Annotated in this window: 13 protein-coding genes; 12 read left to right on the top strand and 1 reads right to left on the bottom strand. The window is 35.8% G+C overall.

The annotated features are described in order from the left end of the window. Positions 1-5: 5 nt before the first annotated feature. Both PYW42_RS09220 and PYW42_RS09215 read left to right on the top strand, forming a co-directional pair. Entirely contained in the window at positions 6-731 is a 726-nt protein-coding gene (locus PYW42_RS09220; protein ID WP_002359897.1) for a glycosyltransferase family 2 protein, read from the top strand. Then, positions 731-1,081, top strand: a complete 351-nt coding sequence (locus tag PYW42_RS09215; protein WP_002356898.1) for a DUF2304 domain-containing protein — start codon at positions 731-733, stop codon at positions 1,079-1,081. Before PYW42_RS09220 ends, PYW42_RS09215 begins: the two co-directional genes overlap by 1 nt. Before the next feature lie 73 nt (positions 1,082-1,154). Here PYW42_RS09215 and PYW42_RS09210 read toward each other — a convergent pair whose 3' ends face one another. Further along, on the bottom strand, positions 1,155-1,496 hold the full coding sequence (locus PYW42_RS09210; protein ID WP_002356899.1) for an EamA family transporter: 342 nt from the start codon (positions 1,494-1,496) through the stop codon (positions 1,155-1,157). Between the two features lie 247 nt (positions 1,497-1,743). Here PYW42_RS09210 and PYW42_RS09205 point away from each other — a divergent pair, with 247 nt between their 5' ends. From PYW42_RS09205 to PYW42_RS09160, 10 genes are all read left to right on the top strand, one after another. Beyond that, entirely contained in the window at positions 1,744-2,538 is a 795-nt protein-coding gene (locus tag PYW42_RS09205; RefSeq protein ID WP_002356900.1) for an ABC transporter permease, read from the top strand. Between the two features lie 12 nt (positions 2,539-2,550). Beyond that, positions 2,551-3,768 (top strand): ABC transporter ATP-binding protein, encoded by a 1,218-nt coding sequence (locus tag PYW42_RS09200; RefSeq protein ID WP_002356901.1) that lies wholly within the window; start codon positions 2,551-2,553, stop codon positions 3,766-3,768. Continuing rightward, positions 3,758-6,901: a glycosyltransferase gene (locus PYW42_RS09195; RefSeq protein ID WP_002410856.1), complete on the top strand. Its 3,144-nt coding sequence runs from the start codon at positions 3,758-3,760 to the stop codon at positions 6,899-6,901. Before PYW42_RS09200 ends, PYW42_RS09195 begins: the two co-directional genes overlap by 11 nt. 11 nt (positions 6,902-6,912) lie before the next feature. Next, positions 6,913-9,054: a glycosyltransferase family 2 protein gene (locus PYW42_RS09190; RefSeq protein ID WP_010816143.1), complete on the top strand. Its 2,142-nt coding sequence runs from the start codon at positions 6,913-6,915 to the stop codon at positions 9,052-9,054. Further along, complete coding sequence (locus tag PYW42_RS09185) at positions 9,055-11,058, top strand: DUF7657 domain-containing protein (RefSeq protein ID WP_002383759.1); 2,004 nt, start codon at positions 9,055-9,057, stop codon at positions 11,056-11,058. Between the two features lie 28 nt (positions 11,059-11,086). After that, positions 11,087-12,388: an EpaQ family protein gene (locus PYW42_RS09180; RefSeq protein WP_002410859.1), complete on the top strand. Its 1,302-nt coding sequence runs from the start codon at positions 11,087-11,089 to the stop codon at positions 12,386-12,388. Between the two features lie 105 nt (positions 12,389-12,493). Continuing rightward, positions 12,494-13,891 carry a sugar transferase gene (locus PYW42_RS09175; RefSeq protein WP_002410860.1) on the top strand — a complete coding sequence of 466 codons (1,398 nt, stop codon included), beginning with the start codon at positions 12,494-12,496 and terminating at the stop codon, positions 13,889-13,891. A 120-nt stretch (positions 13,892-14,011) separates the two neighbouring features. Then, positions 14,012-14,845 (top strand): glycosyltransferase, encoded by an 834-nt coding sequence (locus PYW42_RS09170; RefSeq protein ID WP_002410862.1) that lies wholly within the window; start codon positions 14,012-14,014, stop codon positions 14,843-14,845. 15 nt (positions 14,846-14,860) lie between these two features. Next, a complete protein-coding gene (locus PYW42_RS09165; protein WP_002410863.1) occupies positions 14,861-15,703 on the top strand; it encodes a LicD family protein in 843 nt (280 codons plus the stop codon). Positions 15,704-16,022: 319 nt separating this feature from the next. After that, positions 16,023-18,650, top strand: a complete 2,628-nt coding sequence (locus PYW42_RS09160) for a GW domain-containing glycosaminoglycan-binding protein (protein WP_080453272.1) — start codon at positions 16,023-16,025, stop codon at positions 18,648-18,650. Positions 18,651-19,127 lie beyond the last annotated feature (477 nt).

The raw sequence follows: 19,127 nt of genomic DNA, 5'->3' as shown, positions 1-19,127 counted from the left end.
TCTTTATGAAGGTACTTTTAATCATTCCTGCTTACAATGAGGAAGAAAACATTTTGCGGACGATTGCTTCCATTGAAACATTTAAACAGGAAGTTACGCATTTTCAACATGAATTGGATTATGTGGTAATTAATGATGGCTCGACAGATGGAACCAAACAAATTTTAGAAGTCAACCAAATTAATGCCATTCATTTAGTGTTGAATTTAGGTATTGGCGGGGCGGTACAGACCGGCTATAAATATGCCTTAGAAAATGAGTATGATGTGGCGGTTCAGTTTGATGGTGATGGTCAACATGATATCAATAGTTTACCTATTTTACTGGAACCATTAGCAGAGGGTAAATGTGATTTTTCGATTGGCTCTCGTTTCATTCCTGGAAACGAAGCGGCTTTTCAAAGTACGAAAATGCGCCGTTTTGGTATTCGTTTGTTATCTTTTTGCATTCGAATGGCTTCTGGTAAAACAATTTATGATGTGACTTCTGGTTATCGAGCGGGAAATCGGAAAGTGATTGCTTTTTTTGCAAAGCGTTATCCGACAAATTATCCCGAGCCAGAATCGATTGTTCACTTAATTAAAAAACGCTTTGTGATTGTTGAAAGACCTGTCAATATGATGGAACGGCTTGGTGGTGTTTCTTCGATTCGTGCCTTGGCTTCTGTGAAGTATATGCTGGAAGTCGGCTCAGCAATTCTGATTGCTGCCTTTATGAAGGAGGGAGATTAATGCTACCAACCGTGTTATGGCTAGCTTTATTTTTATTTGCAATTGGCTTTTTCTTATACATTATTCGAGGGATTAATAAAAATATTTTTCTCCTAAAAAATGCTTTGATTTGGTTATTAATCTCAATTGTCTTAATTATTTTTGCTATTTTCCCGCATGTGGCAGAATGGTTAGCAATGGCCTTTGGGTTTGAAACAACATCAAACTTCTTATTATCAGCTGCGGTGATTGTCCTTTTAATCATGGAAATTAAAAATTCTGTGTTGATTTCAAAACACGAAAATCGCATTAAAACATTATTGCAAGAATTATCTATCATGAAATCTGAAGAAAATAAAAAAGATCGCTAATGTGTAGTGACCCTTAAAAGTTGGACCTGAAAGTCTAATTTTTAAGGGTCAGCTCAATGAATAGCGATCTTTTTTATTTAAGATTCATAATCACAATGCCGACAATAATAACCACAGCACCAATAAGGGCATTCGTTGTGATTGTCTCTTTTAGAATAAGATTTGAAGCAATTAAAATAGCGATGTTTGTACAGGCAACGCCTAAAGGAACAATGTAAGAAACATCGGAACGACTAATAATTAACATCCATAAAATAAAACTAATTAAATAACAAAATAAACCTAATAAAGATATAAGTGAGATATTCATTGAAAAAATTGTTTGTTGGAGTTGGATGTTCAAACTGCTAGAACCTAGTTTAAATAAGACCAGACCAGCAGAAGACAGAAATACGTAAATAATAAAAAGAACCATAATTTCCCTTCTCTCAAAAATAGTTTCCGTGCAAAAAAATGCAAGACCTCCATTATTGTAGCATAATCTCCTAAAAATTGGACAAGATTTTTTAATATAGCTAAATCAGTTAAATTTTTCTTTATAAAAAGGGGTCTACTATTGAAAAGCTAGGCGTTTATCGATAAAATAGAAATGTTGTTTAAAATGGCATTTTTGTATCCAAAAATTTTAGATAAAAATAGTTTATTACGGAAGGAATAAGTATATGTTTAAAGAAACATTTTCAATTTTCAAGAATATTTTTCAGAACAAAAAATTGTTATTACAATTTTCATTTAATGATTTTAAGGCCAAGTATGCTGGTTCAGCACTAGGAATTGTCTGGGCGTTTTTAACGCCATTAGTAACTGTTTTGACGTATTGGTTTGTCTTTTCTGTAGGCCTTCGTTCTAGAGCTGGCGACAATATGCCATTCATTGTCTATTTAGTAACAGGGATGGTACCTTGGTTCTTCTTTTCAGATTCGTTATTATCAGCCACGAATGTGTTTCGTGAATATAGTTATTTAGTTAAAAAAGTCGTGTTTAATGTACAAATTTTACCAACATCTAAAATTTTATCGAACTTGTACACCCACTTGTTTTTCATTCTAATTGGTTTTGTAATTACTACAGCTAACGGTTATTACCCAAGTCTGTACAGTTTGCAATTAATTTACTACTTAGCTTGTTTATTAGTCTTTTTAACAGCAATTACGTGGATTACTGCTTCAACACAACCATTTTTACCTGATATTATGCAATTTATCAATATCATTATGCAAACAGTTATGTGGACATTACCAATTTTATGGCAACCAACTGGAATGATTGCGACAATCTTAAAAATCAATCCATTATATTATATTGTTCAAGGATACCGCGAATCTTATTTAGGCGGTGCATGGTTCTGGGAACATTGGCAATATAGCTTATATTTCTGGGGAGTTACTATTGTTTTACTATTAATTGGCTCAACCGTGTTTAGACGCTTAAAACCACATTTTTCAGATGTACTATAAGGAGAGAACGACATGTCAGAATATGCAATCGATATCCAACATATTACCAAAACATACAACATGTATAAAAAGCCGTCCGATCGGTTTAAAGAAGCGCTTAGTCCAACCAAAAAATCCTACCACGATTTGTTTTATGCGTTAGACGATGTCACGATGCAAATTAAAAAAGGCGAGATGATTGGCTTTGTCGGCGAAAATGGTTCTGGAAAATCAACCATGTTAAAAATTATTACAGGAGTATTAACGCCAACCTCCGGGTCCATGGTGATTAATGGGAAAATTTCAGCGTTGCTTGAATTAGGTTCAGGTTTTAACCCTGAATATTCAGGATATGAAAATATTTTCTTAAATGGAATGGTCTTGGGTTTTTCCCGAGAAGAGATGGAAGAGCGTGTCCAAGATGTCATTGATTTTGCTGACATCGGCGATCATTTGTATCAACCAGTTAAGACATACTCTAGTGGTATGTTTGTCCGCTTGGCTTTTGCGGTAGCTATTAACGTGGATCCCGATATTTTAATTGTCGATGAAGCGTTGGCTGTCGGGGATTTAGAGTTTCAATTAAAATGTATGGAAAAATTTACGGAAATTAAAAATTCTGGTAAAACAATTTTATTTGTTTCTCACGATGTAAACTCCATTCGTCGTTTTTGTGACAGAACTTTTTGGTTGCAACACGGGAAAGTCGTTGAATATGGAGATACGATGGACGTGACGACCAACTACGAAAACTTTTTGAAAAAGAAATCAATTAAAACGGTTGACCGCGAAGCGACCATGAAAGATGAAACCCCAACACCAGATATTATTGAAGTGGATCATGCGGAACTTTTAAATGCGGATTATGAACCATTAGAAATGGTAACGCAAGATGAAAAAGTGATTGTAAAAATTGAATATACTGTCAAAAATGACCAAATTAAGAAGCCTGTTTGTGGGGTCGCTATTCGAACAGTGGACAATCATTATGTCTGTGGCTTAAATACGTTGTTAGATGGCGTGCAAATTCCTTGGAAAAAAGGACGGAATGTTTTTTATTTAGAATATGAAAAAATGTCATTATTAACAGGTGAATATTATTTTGATATTGCTTTCTTTGAGGAACATGCAACAGTCCCATTAGTCTACAAAACAAAATACGTGACGATGTTTATTACCGGTCGTTATGCCGGAGAAGGAATTGTCATCTTAGATCATAAATGGAAGGATACGACAAAAGATGAAGTATGATTTTGAAATGGAAACAGACGAGAGTACCAGTGTTGGGAAAATCGTAGCACAAATCAAAGAAAATAGTGATGTCTTGGAATTTGGTCCAGGTAATGGGCGAATGACTAGCTATTTGATGGAAGAAAAAAAGTGCCAGGTCTCAATTGTTGAATTAGACAAAGAACTTTATGATCATGTCAGTCAATTTTCAACAGATGCCTTTTATGGCAATATTGATGAAAATGATTGGGTCGAATACTTTGCTGGTAAGACGTTTGATTATATCGTTTTTGCAGATGTGTTGGAACATTTAATGAATCCTCAAAGCGCCTTAGCAAAAGTCAAACCATTTTTAAAACCAGGTGGTCAAATCTTAATCACTTTCCCTAATTTGGCGCATAATTCGGTCTTAATTGATTTATTTAATAATCGTTTAACATGGAATGAAACTGGGCTGTTGGATGCTACGCATAAATCATTCTATTTACAAGAAGGATTTGAAAAAGTTTTTGCAGAAGTTGGTTTATACATTGCCAAAGAAGATTTTACATTTAATCAAGTTGGCTACAACGAAATTCCTACGACGTATGAAGCGTTACCTGTAGAAGTACAAGCAGCTTTTAAAGCGCGTCCCTTTGGCGAAGTGTATCAGTACTTTTTTGCCTTGACTGCTGAACCAGTAGAACAGCCAGAGCGAGTGACACCTGTAAATTCATACAATGAAAAAAACGTTCATATTTTAATTAATTGCGGCGAAGAAAAAGAGACTGAGTTGGATCAACCAGTTGATTTACAAAAACCTGAAACAAAACAGTTCCAACTGAAGATACCAGAAGACGTCCAACTGATAAAATTATTCCCAAGTTTAACGGGGGCAATTGTCAAATTATCCATGACGATAGACGGCCAGACAGTCCCAGTCGCAGCCACGAATGCTTTTCTGGTACAAGAGAATGTCTATTATTTCTTAGATACGCAAGTACCTGTAATCGAAGTAACCGATGCACAAATGGCAGGCAAAGACCTGACAGTAGACATTGATTATTTCTTTGAAGGCAACTATTCAGAACGTGAAAATACCTTTATTCATGCACTGTTAGATGAAAGAAATCAATTTTTAGAAGAAATGAATAAACAGACGGAGACAGCCCCTATGCCTACTGGAAAATATAAACGAATCACGTTAACTAAATTTGATAAAATGATTAATTTAACCATTGATGATATTGCTCGCGATGTAGAAAATAACGTTTCTGTTATCAGAGGGTGGGCGTATGACAAACAAACAAATTATCCGCTAAGATTCAGCATTGCAGAAGCTAGTGAATCAGTCACTTATACGGTGGAAACAGAATATCGTCGGGATGTTATTGATATGTTTGAATTAGAAGGCGATCAAGATTATGGTTTTGTCATTACGATTAAAGATCCAGAAGATTTACCAGCCTACACGTTAAACATTGATACCAAATCAGGCCAGAAGGTTCAATACGTGGTGGAGCGTCCAAACATGGTTCAACCGGGCACGAAATTTGATCGAGCATGGCGTTCGATTCAGACACGTGGTTTGATGGGCTCAGTGAAGTGGTACTTTAAACGACAAGAAAAAGCAGAATCCCCTGTTGACGTGGAGGCAGTTTTAGCGGAAATTAAAACGTTCCAATTTCAGCCTAAAATTTCTGTCGCTGTGCCTGTTTATAATGTCGAAGAAAAATGGCTTGCAGCGTGCGTTTCTTCTTTACAAAATCAGTACTATGAAAATTGGGAGTTATGTTTAGCAGATGATGCATCGCCAAGCGAACATATTAAGCCCATGCTAGAAAAATATAAAGAACTAGATCAACGAATCAAAGTTATTTATCGCGAAGAAAACGGACATATTTCAGAAGCAACTAACTCAGCTTTGTCGATTGCTACTGGCGATTTTGTTGGTTTCATGGATAACGATGATGAATTAGCGCCACAAGCATTATATGAAGTGGTCAAAGCTTTAAATACAGACCCAACGATTGATTTTCTTTATACTGATGAAGATAAAATTACAGAAAATGGTCGTCGCTTCAACGCGTTTTACAAATCGGACTGGAATCCAGAACTGATTTTAAACCATAATTACATTACACACTTTGTTGTTGTGAAACGTGATTTATTAGAAAAAGTAGGCGGATTGAACTCAGCATATAACGGCGCTCAAGACTATGATTTCGTATTACGAGCAACGGAACAAGCAACGAAAATCAAGCATATTCCTGGTATGATGTATCATTGGCGTGCCATTGAATCATCGACTGCTCTAAACCCTGAAAGCAAAGGTTACGCCTATGTAGCTGGTCAAAAAGCGGTCCAAGCGGCAACGGAACGCCGTGGCTTAAAAGCACAAGTAGAGATTGCCGAATTTTATGGTTCCTATAAAATTAACTATCTTTATGATCATGTGCCGATGGTATCATTGATTATTACGAATGATACAGAGAATATGAGTAGCTACTTACGTCAATTATTAGAAAAAACTGCCTATACAAATTATGAAATTCTATTGCCTGCACGCTTCGAGAATCAAATAAATATCCAAAATGACCGTCTTCGTTATGTTTCAACAGAAACTCGTCATGGCATGATTCAAGCTGCTAAGGGAGAATATGTAGCTTTATTAAATGCTGGATTGGTACCAACGAAAAATGATTGGTTAAAAGAGTTAATGAACATTGGTCAACAAGAGACCTCTGGTTTAGTGACTGGCCGCGTAGTTGACGCACGCTATCGCGTGGAAACAGTAGGAGTATCAGTTGATACAGACAAAGGTCGATTACTTTATCCCGAAAAAGGCACCCCTGGTAAAAGCTTAGGTTACTATTACAGAATTGCTTTACCAAGAAATATTCAAGCAGCAACTGAAGACTGCTTACTATTCAACAAACAACTTTACCTAAATTTAGAAGGAATTAACGAAAACTTAGGAAAAGAATGGATGGGTGTCGATTTATCGTTACAATTTGCTAGCGCTGGTAAACGAAATGTATATGTGTCCTATGCAATTTTGAAAGCAGACGAAAAAATGCAAAACCATGATAAAAAAGGATCTTATAAAGAACTTGCGGAAAAATGGACCGCGGAAGCTTTAGTTGATCCCTACCGAAATCCGAAACATCTATAAGGAGAATGCACATGAATGAAGACATTAAGGTGATCTTTGATAGTATCTATCGCGACAAAGCAACAAATAATTTGACCATTACAGGTTGGGCGTTAGATACAATCACTAAAGAAAGCCCAACTTTCACAATTAATAATGAAAACCAAGTGTCCGCTTATAACATTCAGCGCGTTTTACGTGAAGATGTTAATCAAATTTATCAAACAGAGCCTGCGATTGAAGCTGGCTTTGTTGTTACACTTGAAGGAATTAAACAAAAAAAAGTACTCCCTTTTCATTTTCAATCATCAGCACATGTTGTAACGGTGGATTTTCCCTTGAATAAAAAATATCCAGTGATTCCAGGGACAGAAGATAAAGTGACTCGTCTCTGGATAAAAGCCAAAAAAGGATTTAAGTATATGGCTAAAAATGGTATTTCTCATACCATTCAACGAGCGAAAATTGAGAAACTAAGAAATCAAGCTTCGTATCCTAACTGGTTAGCTAGAAATGAAGTACTAGACATAGAAGCGATGACGCAAGAAATCGCAACATTTCATTATCAACCTAAAATTTCCATTGCGATGCCAGTGTATAATGTTGAAGAAAAATGGCTTCGGTTGTGCATTGATTCTATTTTGAATCAAGTCTATACTAATTGGGAATTATGTATGGCCGATGACGCCTCAACAGATCCCAATGTCAAAAAGATTTTAACAGAGTACCAGCAATTGGATGAGCGAATTCGGGTCGTCTTTCGTGAACAAAATGGTCATATTTCCGAAGCAACCAACTCTGCTTTAGCGATTGCTACCGGAGAATTTGTCGCCTTACTAGACAACGATGATGAATTAGCGATCAATGCTTTTTATGAAGTGGTTAAAGTGCTTAATGAAAACCCAGAACTGGATTTAATTTATAGTGATGAAGATAAGATTGACATGGATGGAAATCGTTCTGATCCAGCCTTTAAACCAGATTGGTCACCTGATTTACTTTTAGGAACCAATTACATTTCGCATTTAGGCGTGTATCGTCGGAGTATTCTAGAAGAAATTGGTGGCTTTCGAAAAGGTTACGAAGGTTCTCAAGACTACGATTTAGTCTTAAGATTCACTGAAAAAACGACAAAAGAACGCATCAAACATATTCCAAAAGTTCTTTACTATTGGCGGATGCTACCAACCTCAACAGCGGTGGATCAGGGCTCAAAAGGTTATGCTTTTGAAGCGGGGCTAAGAGCCGTGCAAGATGCGCTCGTTCGTCGAGGTATTAATGGTCGTGCAACGCATGGGGCGGCGAATGGCTTATACGATGTTTATTATGACATTAAATCCGACAAGTTAGTCTCAATTATTATTCCAACTAAAAATGGCTATAAAGACGTACAACGTTGTGTTTCATCGATTATTGAAAAAACAACCTACCAAAATTACGAGATTATTATGGCTGATAATGGAAGTACAGATCCAAAAATGCACGAATTGTATGCAGAATTTGAACAACAATTACCTGGCCGCTTTTTCGTTGAATCAATCGATATTCCATTCAATTTCTCAACTATTAACAATCGTGCAGCGAAAAAAGCGCACGGAGAGTATTTATTATTTTTAAATAATGATACCGAAGTGATTACAGAGAATTGGTTAACTTTGATGGTTTCATTTGCTCAGCAAGAACGGATTGGCTGTGTAGGTGCGAAATTATTGTATCCAAATAATACGGTCCAACACGCAGGCGTTATTTTAGGATTAGGTGGTGTTGCTGGACATGGTCATTATGGTTATCCCCATGGTGACTTAGGCTATTTTGGTCGGTTAGCTATTAATGTTAATTATTCAGCAGTAACTGCCGCGTGCTTACTTATGAAAAAAGCAGATTTTGATGCAGTTGGTGGTTTTGAAAAAGCGTTTACCGTAGCTTTCAATGATGTTGATTTATGCCTGAAAGTCCAAGCTTTAGGACGTGACAATGTTTGGCTTCATGAAGCAGAGCTTTATCATTTTGAATCTCAAACTCGTGGATATGATGATAAAGGCAAAAAGAAAAAACGTTTTGAACAAGAAAAAGTGATGATGGAAGAAAAATGGGGACCTTTAATTGAAAATGATCCATTTTATAATCCTAATCTGACAAGGGATATTCCCAACTTTTCATTACGAATTGACTAGATGCAATTGCGGATGACGAAATGGAGCGAAAAGATGGAACAACAACTAACTACAAGAAAAGAAAAACAACCATTACGCAACCAAGCTGAGCAGAGCGCTCGCTTGGTTGATCATTTGTTACGCTGGCGCTATCTGCTAGCGGCAGTCATTTTTATTTTACTGGTCGCCTTTAAAGTCCATGGTAGTTCATTAAACATGTGGGATGCGTATGTTTCTGAATATGCGGATGGCCAAAAAAGTTCATTAATTGCTGGTGAACCAAGAGGTGTTCGTTCGGATGAATGGCTCGTTCAAACCCCATTTAGTCTGTCGCAAACACAAACGGGTTTGAAAACACATAATGATGTGATTACGTTAAATGGTCAAGACATGGTGGTAGGCTATAATTCGCCAGCGTGGAATTTGGCCACGTTAGCGAAACCTTTTACTTGGGGCTACGTGCTACTAGGTAAAGAATATGGCTTATCTTGGTATTGGAATCTTAAATTAATTGGTTTGATTTTATTCTCTTTTGAAATTGGTTTGATCGTCACACGGCGGAATAAATATTTAGCTTTGTTAGCAAGTGTTTGGATTCCGTTTTCTTCGGCCCTTCAATGGTGGTTTGTCTCGCCAGTTGGAGATTTAGTATTTTTTGGCTTAGGTTTTTTAGTGGGAATTTATAATTATTTCTATTATCATAGTAGTGTTCGACGTCGTGTCATTTGTGCGATAACGGCTGTTATTATGGCCTCAGGATTTGTTTTAGTTATTTATCCTGCGCTACAAGTACCACTTGGTTATTTGATTTTATTATTTTTAATTTTATTCTTTTTAGAATTTCGTAAAAAAATTAAGTTGGATAAGTGGGATGGGGTCCTGATAGGTGGGGCACTCTTGATGACGGCGATTATTGTTGGCGGATCGCTATATGGCTCATTGGATTCCTTAAAAGCAGTAATGGATACCGCTTATCCAGGAAAACGGGTAAGTTTAGGTGGCGATATGCCTAAACGCGATATTTTGTTATTTTTAACAAATTGGAAAATGCCGTTTCAAGATGTTCCATATTCAAATAATTCGGAAATCAGTAGTTTTTATCAATTATTTTTTGTTATTTTGCCGCTCTCACCATTTATTTTTTATAAAAAAATCAAAGAAAACATTTACGGTTTTGTCTTATTCGTGTATTGTTTATTTAACTTAGTTTGGATGAGCGTGCAATTTCCAACAATTTTTGCTAAGTTGACATTGTGGTCTTATGTGCCAGAACAACGGGCGATGTTATCCTTCGGGTTTGCCGCTGTGTTGTTGAGTTTATGGTTCATCGATTATTTATGGAATCGCCAAGCAAAAATTCCAATGATGGCCTGGTTAGGGGCGCTAGGATTAAATGTTGTTCTGTATTTCTTTGTTTTATATACGGGCAATTTACGGTTATACGTTACACGAATGGACATCATTGGTGTCTTAGTTGTCGCTACCGTTTTAATTGTTGCTTTATTTAAACGTTGGCGCACGTTATTTGTCCTTGTCTTATTAGGAATCATTATGGTTTCTGGTGCCTTTGTTAATCCAATTTCTCGAGGCGTTTCTGCTGTCTATGGAAAAAAATTAGCGGTAGAAGTGGAAGAAATTAACAAAAAAGACCCCAACCAATTGTGGGTGGGCGAACGCTTGATGTATGGCTATTTGCCAATGTTAGGTGTGCATACATTTAACGGTGTTGCTTTTACACCTGACTTAGAGGCTTGGAAACCATTAGATCCAAAAGGAAAAGACACATTTATTTATAATCGCTATGCGCACATCAATGTTGAAGTAGGAAATCAGACCCCTGTTTTAGAGTTGATGCAAAAAGATGCGATTATTGCTCGTTTATCTCCAGAAAAATTAAAAGAATATGGGATTAAATATGCGGTCGTTTATAAACCATTAGAACCGTTAGACACACCAACGATTCATTTTGAAAAATTATATGGACCTGATCAGAACGGGGCATATATTTATCGAATAAACGACTAGTGATTCATTCATGGAATGAGGTTTGAATATGGGAAAAGTATTGAATAGAATCGGTCGACTTATTTTATTAGTTACAATGATCGGCTCGTATACGATGTGGGTCGTAGGAATTGATGCGCCAGTCACAAAATATATGTATGCCAATAGTTCAATTTTATTATTAATAGCAGTAATACTTGTACTGCTATTAAATTGTACGAAATTAAAATTTATTGACTGGCTGACCGTAGCGTTGGCGCTAGCCACCTGGCTCTTGTTTCACTTTACGGAATCAATCCGTCATAGCACGATGCAAACAGATACAATGATTCCTTTAATTATTTTGTTGGTCCTTTGTTTTAAAGTTTGTGTCTTTGACCGTATGGATCAAACGCTTTTATTAATTGTCTCTTTAGTTGCTTTGAGTGCGACTTTGTATCGGATGTCCGTGGAGTTGCCACAGTTGATTCCAGCAGACGAAATTTTTAAAGAATCAAATAAACTAGAAAGTATTTGGATTAATACCAATACGATTGGTGCAACATTGATGTTTTCAACAATGATGGCCAGTAGTTTGATCAAAGCATATAGAAATAAGGTTTTTAACCTGCTGCTTTTACCTGTATACATTGGTGGTGTTTTAGGTACATGGGTCAGTCAATCAAAAACCTCTTTTGCCATTTTAGTTGGTTTTATTCTGGTGGATAATCTTTTACCAAAACGTTTCTTGCAACGTTCGAAAGTTTGGCTGTTTGGTTTTGTCGGAGTAGCTGCATTGGGACCATTGTTATTTTACTTATGTGCGGAATCGGATACTGTGGATTTATTTACAGGAAGAGAACGAATTTGGCATGAGTTTTTTGCTAAATGGTTATCTGATCCTCAACATATTAAAGTCGGTATGGAGCCTTTTGTGGCCTCATGGAAACCGCTGGGGACACATAATGCTTTTCTATTTACGTTAAGTAATTTTGGTGTCATTGGCTATCTGATTTTATTTGGTTTTTTAGTCAGTATGATTTTATTGATTGGTTTCCGCAAAAAAACATTGGATCGTTTGCAAGTTAGTTTACTTTTAGGCTTCCTTTTAATCTGGATTCATTCATTTATGGAAGATATTTTATTAGCGCCTCATTGGATGCCGATTGTTTATAGTTTCCTTGGGCTAGCCTTCTACTTCCGGCCAGAGAAAAAACGAGGAAGACATGAAAGACCAACGACACCTAAAAGAAGAAAACGAGTGAAACAAACAAGTCCTGTTAGCAATGAAGAGCGCCCGATAGCACCTGTTGACGAAGAGGGCTGGGACCAACCTGAAGAATTAAGTCGTGTCCAAAGACATCGCAGATAATTTTCATCCTATAGAACTTTCTTGTCCGCTGACATTATGGTAATATAGGGGTTGCATGTTATTACAAATAATGTAATTACTGGAAGTGAAGAGAGGAAGTTTTTAATGACATCAAAAAGTGAATGGAGTAATGCAAGACGGATTGTAATTATTTTAGCAGACGTTTTGCTCTATAATTTATCAATCATCTTAGGATTTATAATGAAATTTGGCCGAGCAATACCATCATTTAACTTTGTGGCTTATGAAAAATCTGCAATTTATATTTCAATCTTTTTTATCTTTTTGAATTTGTTGTTAGGTGCGTATATTTTTTATAATCGCAAAATTAGTGACATCATTTTTGTCACGGTGATTGGTCAAATTTTAATGACTTTAACGATTATGATTGTGACATTTGCCGGACGTTGGTTTACGTTCCCGCGTTCTGTTTTAGGATATTCTTTTATAATCGGAATTATTGTTCTAAGTTTTTGGCGAATTCTTGTTTATTATCTTTACTTAAAGGTCAGCAATGAGCGAAAAGTTGTTTTACTAGGTAAAGAAAATCAAGTCATGCGGTCAATTCAAAACTTTATGTCTGATAAAAATAACAAGCATAAAGTAACGAGTGTTGTTGTCAGTAATTACTATGAAAACTTAAAAAAAATTATCGATGAAATCGATATTGTTTATATTTCAAGTAATGTTGATGAGAACGAAAAAGTAAAATTGTATCAATTAATTGTCAAACACAAGAAAAAAATCTTTTTAGATACAAGTTTTGAAAATCTAATTATGTTAAAACCAAACATGATGAACTTTGAAGATGAAAGTATTATCGAAGTCTCAAATTTTGAAATTCAACCAGAAGAGAATTTTATTAAACGTTTATTCGATATTTTAGTCTCTGTTTGCCTATTTGTGATTACCTCCCCCTTAATGCTTATTGCAGCAATTTTAGTCAAAGCAACCTCACCGGGACCAGTGATTTACAAACAAACTCGGATTACATTAGATCAACGTGAGTTCTCGATTTTAAAATTTAGAACGATGTCGGCAACAGCGGAAGCAAAATCAGGTCCAGTCTTATCTACAAGTAACGACAGTCGCGTCACTACAGTTGGTAAATACTTGCGCGCTTTACGTATTGATGAGTTGCCACAACTAATCAATGTTATTCGCGGGGATATGTCCATTGTCGGACCACGTCCTGAACGACCATTCTTTGTTGATCAATTTAATCAGGAAAACCCGAATTACTATTTACGTCACAATGTACGTGCGGGGATTACTGGCTATGCCCAAGTTTATGGGAAGTATGCTTCTGACTACAATAGTAAATTGAACTTTGATTTACTGTACATCAAGAATTATTCATTACTGTTGGATATGAAAATTCTGCTTCAAACCATCAAAATTCTCTTTGATAAAGTATCATCAAGAGGATTGGATGAGTCTGAAGAACGTGAAGAATTGACGATGGATTATTGTAAAGAGAATGCTATTAGAATTTACCGTTAAGAGGAGCAGTAGCTCCTCTTTTTTTGAAAAAAAAGAGAGACTTCTAACAAAGCTTGAAAAATTAGGTATTCTATGTAAAAATATACAAGCGTGGATGAAAAAAGAAATAGGGGTGAAGAAATGGAAAAGGTACCAGTAAGTGTCTTACTTTCCATTTATATAAAAGAGCGTCCTGAATATGTTATTGCATGTTTAGACAGTATTTTTAATCAAACTGTAAAAGTCGATGAAATAGTATTAGTAGAAGATGGTCCTGTAACTGAAGAAATGACAGTCATTGTAGATAAATATAAAGAAACGTATCCAGAAGTGCTTCATGTTTTACCTCTAGAAAAAAATGTTGGTTTAGGTAAAGCGTTGGCAGAAGGGGTTAAAGTTTGTCGTAATGAACTGATTGCACGAATGGATGCAGATGATATTATGAAGACGGATCGGATTGAAAAGCAGTGGCAATTATTTCAAAAAAATCCTAACTTGGTCATTGCTGGTTCTAACATTATCGAATTTGAAGGGAACATAGAAAATGTTTTGGGTTATCGTAACCTTCCCAGTTCTAATGAGGATATTCGTGAATTTTCCAAAAGAAGAAACCCGTTTAATCATATGACTGTCATGTATAAGAAGTCAGACATTTTAGAGGTCGGTAACTATCTGCCAATGTCAGGATTTGAAGATTATTATTTGTGGGTGCGGTTATTGAAAAAAGGAAAGGAAGCTCAGAACCTTTCTGAACATTTAGTCTATGCTCGAACAGGCAGTGATATGTACGCACGGCGTGGTGGTTGGCAGTATTTTAAGTCAGGACTAAAAGGACGCAAAGCAATCTATCAAGCAGGACTTGGTAGTTTTAAAGATTTTTTTGTGAGTTCCAGTGCACATGTTGTCGTAAGTTTGATGCCGAATAATTTACGAGGTAAATTTTATGAGAAGTTTTTAAGGAAAGATAATGATTAAGATTGAGGTAAAATTATGCAAGAGATGACCCAGACAGATTTAAAAGAAATACAAGCTGTAACATTAACTATGTCCAAATATTTTGTTCAATTTTGTCAAGAAAATAATTTATTATGTTATTTCTGTGGCGGTGGTTGTATTGGTGCTGTACGCAGTCAAGGATTTATTCCGTGGGATGATGATTTGGATTTTTTTATGCCACGACCAGACTATGAAAAATTAAAAAAGCTATGGCCGCAGAAAGCAGACATAAATAGATATCCATTATTAGTTGCTTCTAAAACATATAATGATCATAATTCATTTATAACTATTAGGGATACTGCCACTACTTTTATTAAACCCTATCAAGAGGATTTAGATATCCCTCATGGTTTACCAATTGATATTTTTCCATTAGATGGTGCGCCAGAAGGGAAATTGCGAAGAAAAATTCAAAAGTTTTGGGCACTGATTTATGCGTTATTTTGTTCGCAAGTTGTTCCAGAAAAACATGGTGGTCTGATGGCTACAGGAAGCAAGGTTTTATTAGGGATTTTTTCTTCAAGCAAAATTCGCTATCATATTTGGCGCTTCGCTGAAAAAAGAATGACCAAGTATTCCTTTGGTTCAACTCCTTATGTCACTGAATTATGTGTCGGACCACGCTACATGGGCAATATTTATCATTTAGAAGATTTTAAATCTGCTATTTTTGTTCCATTTGAAGATACAAAAATGCCAATACCAGTGGGATACAATCGCTATTTGACACAAGTTTTTGGAGATTATATGCAATTGCCACCAGAGGAAGATCGTCAACCTCATCATGAAGCGCTAATTGTTGATACTAAAAAATCGTATACAGAATATATTTAAAAACTTCAATTATTTATACTAATGCTGAACGTTATCTATAAATAGCGTTCAGCATTTTGTTGTAAAAAAATAAATAACACAATCAATGTAATAAAAAGATAAAGTTTAGAAATAAAATAGTAAAAAAAAGTTAGCAAGATTTTCTTGACGTAAGCTAAAATTTATTAGAAAATTATTTGAAACTAGTGCTCATTCTAATCAGTTTTGAGAAATTTCAATTTGAAAAGTAAAAAATTGTTGGTTTCAAGTAAAATTTACATACTATAATTAAATGAGGATTAATTGTAAAGAATACGTAAAAAGAAGGGTTAAATAAATAATGAAGAGAATAAATAAAATATCTGTTATTACAATGCTAATGCTGACAACATTGGTTCCTAGTTCATCAATAGTGTATGCAATCGATGCATCAAGTAGTGAAAGTGCAGAAGAAGTAATTTCTGCGGATACAGCAGAAACACTAAACTCTACGTCATCTAGTGAGGAAACTTCGACAGAAAGTTCTTCTAGCACCTTATCATCAGTTCCTTCGGAAACAAAAAATAGTTTGGACACGAGTGGTGCTACAGACACTAGGCAATCAACAGATGCTGAAGAAACTTCGGAAACGACTAGTTCTTCAGAAGCTAATAAGAAAGATGAAGACGAAATCGTAATAACAGAGGATATGAACAAACCTATGGGATCAGGAATGAAAGGAACGAGAAGAAAAAGAGCCGCATATGCCTACGGTGATCCTATTAGCATAACAGAGGCAAATCGTCCGCCTAAAAACTTTATCGATGTATCTTCTTGGAATGGTAGTTTAAGTGTAGCAAATTATCAAACTATGAAAAGTTATGGGATAGGCGGAGTGGTCGTTAAAATGACCGAAGCGACAACTTATCAAAATCCAGAAAGATTTGCACAAGTTCAAAATGCAAATGCAGTGGGAATAAAAGTATCCGCCTATCACTATAGTCACTTTACAACAAAAGATCAGGCAATAAAAGAAGCAAACTACTTTGCCGATACAGCAATTAATACTGGATTATCAAAAGACACTTTAATGATTAATGATGCAGAAGAAGGTAGCATGAATAATGGACAATTGACAGCTAATTCAATTGCTTTTGCCAATCAATTAAAAGCAAGAGGCTTTACGAATGTATTACATTATTCAATGGCAGCCTGGTTTACAGAAGGAGTTTTATCGCCTACACAACTAGGGACTGAAAATATTTGGATTGCTCAGTATCCTTTTGAACCGACTGCAGATCAGTTATGGCACAAAAATGAAGGTTATGCGGCATGGCAATGGTCTTCTTTATTAACGATTCCAGGTGTTGATATCGGCGTAGGTGTGTTTGATATTAATGCTGATTACACTGGACGATTTACATCTAGTGGTGGAAAACAGTATGATGTAATTTTAGATGAAAAACAATATGATTACACGGCAAGGGTAAAACCAGCAGCTGAATCAGGAAAACACGGCGTGTTTAATGGGATTATGAATACAGCTCCTGGAATCGTTAATATCGGTATGGGAGATAAATATGCGAACCAAAGCGTTCATATCATAGGATATGCCAAAACAAGCCGGACAGAGTTACTCCATTTTACAGTAGGTGGAAAAGATGCAGGCTGGATGGACAAACGAGCATTCACAGCTACACTAGATAAAGCCACGTATAGTAAAATGAGTCGTGGAGCCAAAATAGGCGATGTAGCAGTTTCATCGAAGCATGGATTATATACAAAACCAAATAATACAGCAGAAGATGGAGAAAAAATAGGTTTAGGCTCTCTATATGCGAATCAAAACGTGCAGATTATTCAATCCGCTAAACTATCAACAGGTGTTACGGCTTATCAATTTCAAATAAATGGACAAACAATTGGCTGGTTGGACAGCCGTGCCTTCAGCAATGTGTATGATGAGCTGCTAGATGAAAAAAGCTATGATTACATGGCAAAAGTAAAACCAACAGCTGAATCAGGAAAACATGGTGTGTTTAATGGAATTATGAATACAGCTCCTGGGATCGTTAATATCGGTATGGGAGATAAATATGCGAACCAAAGTGTTCATATCATAGGATATGCCAAAACAAGCCGGACAGAGTTACTCCATTTTACAGTAGGTGGAAAAGATGCAGGCTGGATGGACAAACGAGCATTTACAGCTACATTAGATAAAGCCACGTATAGTAAAACGAGTCGCAAAGCCAAAATAGGCGATGCAGTAGCTTCATCGAAGCATGGATTATATACAAAACCAAATAATACAGCAGAAGATGGAGAAAAAATAGGTTTAGGCTCTCTATATGCGAATCAAAACGTGCAGATTATTCAATCCGCTAAACTATCAACAGGTGTTACGGCTTATCAATTTCAAATAAATGGACAAACAATTGGCTGGTTGGACAGCCGTGCCTTCAGCAATGTGTATGATGAGCTGCTAGATGAAAAAAGCTATGATTACATGGCAAAAGTAAAACCAGCAGCTGAATCAGGAAAACATGGCGTGTTTAATGGGATTATGAATACAGCTCCTGGAATCGTTAATATCGGTATGGGAGATAAATATGCGAACCAAAGCGTTCATATCATAGGATATGCCAAAACAAGCCGGACAGAGTTACTCCATTTTACAGTAGGTGGAAAAGATGCAGGCTGGATGGACAAACGAGCATTCACAGCTACACTAGATAAAGCCACGTATAGTAAAATGAGTCGTGGAGCCAAAATAGGCGATGTAGCAGTTTCATCGAAGCATGGATTATATACAAAACCAAATAATACAGCAGAAGATGGAGAAAAAATAGGTTTAGGCTCTCTATATGCAAATCAAAATGTGCAGATCATTCAATCCGCTAAACTATCAACAGGTGTTACGGCTTATCAATTTCAAATAAATGGACAAACAATCGGTTGGTTGGATAGCCGCGCCTTTAAAATATAGAATAAGTTTATAAAGGTAACGAACAAACAATCTATCGAGGTTCTTTGTCAAATAGTATTGGTAAATAAAAATAGTGAACATCGTAAAAGTCAGAGGAGAAAACCCTCTGGCTTCTTCATTTTTTATTAAGTGATTCTTATTATGAAATTATTTTTTTATCAAACATATGGTTATGGTCTATTTAACGTATTTGAATAAAAAATAGTATTTTCTGAAATACTTGTATCCGTGACAAATGGCATTTAAGCCTATTTTTACTCACTTCTAAATACGGCTTGAGTTCTACTATTTGAATTCTACAGAGTTTTGAGATGTTTTTTGTAAATCAAAAAGTATAGAGTTTTTATCGTTTGTCCGTAATTTTTGTATTAAAATAACGAACAAAAATATTTACAGTTCGATTAAGGTCTACGATAAATTATTGAAACTTACTGTTAGTTATGAGAAAATATAAAAGATTGAATGCAGTTTTGGCTG

The organism is Enterococcus faecalis (assembly GCF_029024925.1).
Taxonomy (GTDB): Bacteria; Bacillota; Bacilli; order Lactobacillales; family Enterococcaceae; genus Enterococcus; species Enterococcus faecalis.
The sequence above is the reverse complement of the archived record's forward strand: the minus strand, read 5'-3'. Positions and strand labels throughout refer to the sequence as shown.

What these genes read in the sequence shown, in the direction of transcription:
- PYW42_RS09190 (WP_010816143.1), top strand. Translation starts at nt 6,913, where the DNA reads ATGAATGAAGACATTAAGGTGATCTTTGATAGTATCTATCGCGACAAA.
- PYW42_RS09185 (WP_002383759.1), top strand. Translation starts at nt 9,055, where the DNA reads ATGCAATTGCGGATGACGAAATGGAGCGAAAAGATGGAACAACAACTA.
- PYW42_RS09175 (WP_002410860.1), top strand. Translation starts at nt 12,494, where the DNA reads ATGACATCAAAAAGTGAATGGAGTAATGCAAGACGGATTGTAATTATT.
- PYW42_RS09160 (WP_080453272.1), top strand. Translation starts at nt 16,023, where the DNA reads ATGAAGAGAATAAATAAAATATCTGTTATTACAATGCTAATGCTGACA.
- PYW42_RS09180 (WP_002410859.1), top strand. Translation starts at nt 11,087, where the DNA reads ATGGGAAAAGTATTGAATAGAATCGGTCGACTTATTTTATTAGTTACA.
- PYW42_RS09195 (WP_002410856.1), top strand. Translation starts at nt 3,758, where the DNA reads ATGAAGTATGATTTTGAAATGGAAACAGACGAGAGTACCAGTGTTGGG.
- PYW42_RS09200 (WP_002356901.1), top strand. Translation starts at nt 2,551, where the DNA reads ATGTCAGAATATGCAATCGATATCCAACATATTACCAAAACATACAAC.
- PYW42_RS09210 (WP_002356899.1), bottom strand. Translation starts at nt 1,496, where the DNA reads ATGGTTCTTTTTATTATTTACGTATTTCTGTCTTCTGCTGGTCTGGTC.
- PYW42_RS09170 (WP_002410862.1), top strand. Translation starts at nt 14,012, where the DNA reads ATGGAAAAGGTACCAGTAAGTGTCTTACTTTCCATTTATATAAAAGAG.
- PYW42_RS09205 (WP_002356900.1), top strand. Translation starts at nt 1,744, where the DNA reads ATGTTTAAAGAAACATTTTCAATTTTCAAGAATATTTTTCAGAACAAA.
- PYW42_RS09215 (WP_002356898.1), top strand. Translation starts at nt 731, where the DNA reads ATGCTACCAACCGTGTTATGGCTAGCTTTATTTTTATTTGCAATTGGC.
- PYW42_RS09220 (WP_002359897.1), top strand. Translation starts at nt 6, where the DNA reads ATGAAGGTACTTTTAATCATTCCTGCTTACAATGAGGAAGAAAACATT.
- PYW42_RS09165 (WP_002410863.1), top strand. Translation starts at nt 14,861, where the DNA reads ATGCAAGAGATGACCCAGACAGATTTAAAAGAAATACAAGCTGTAACA.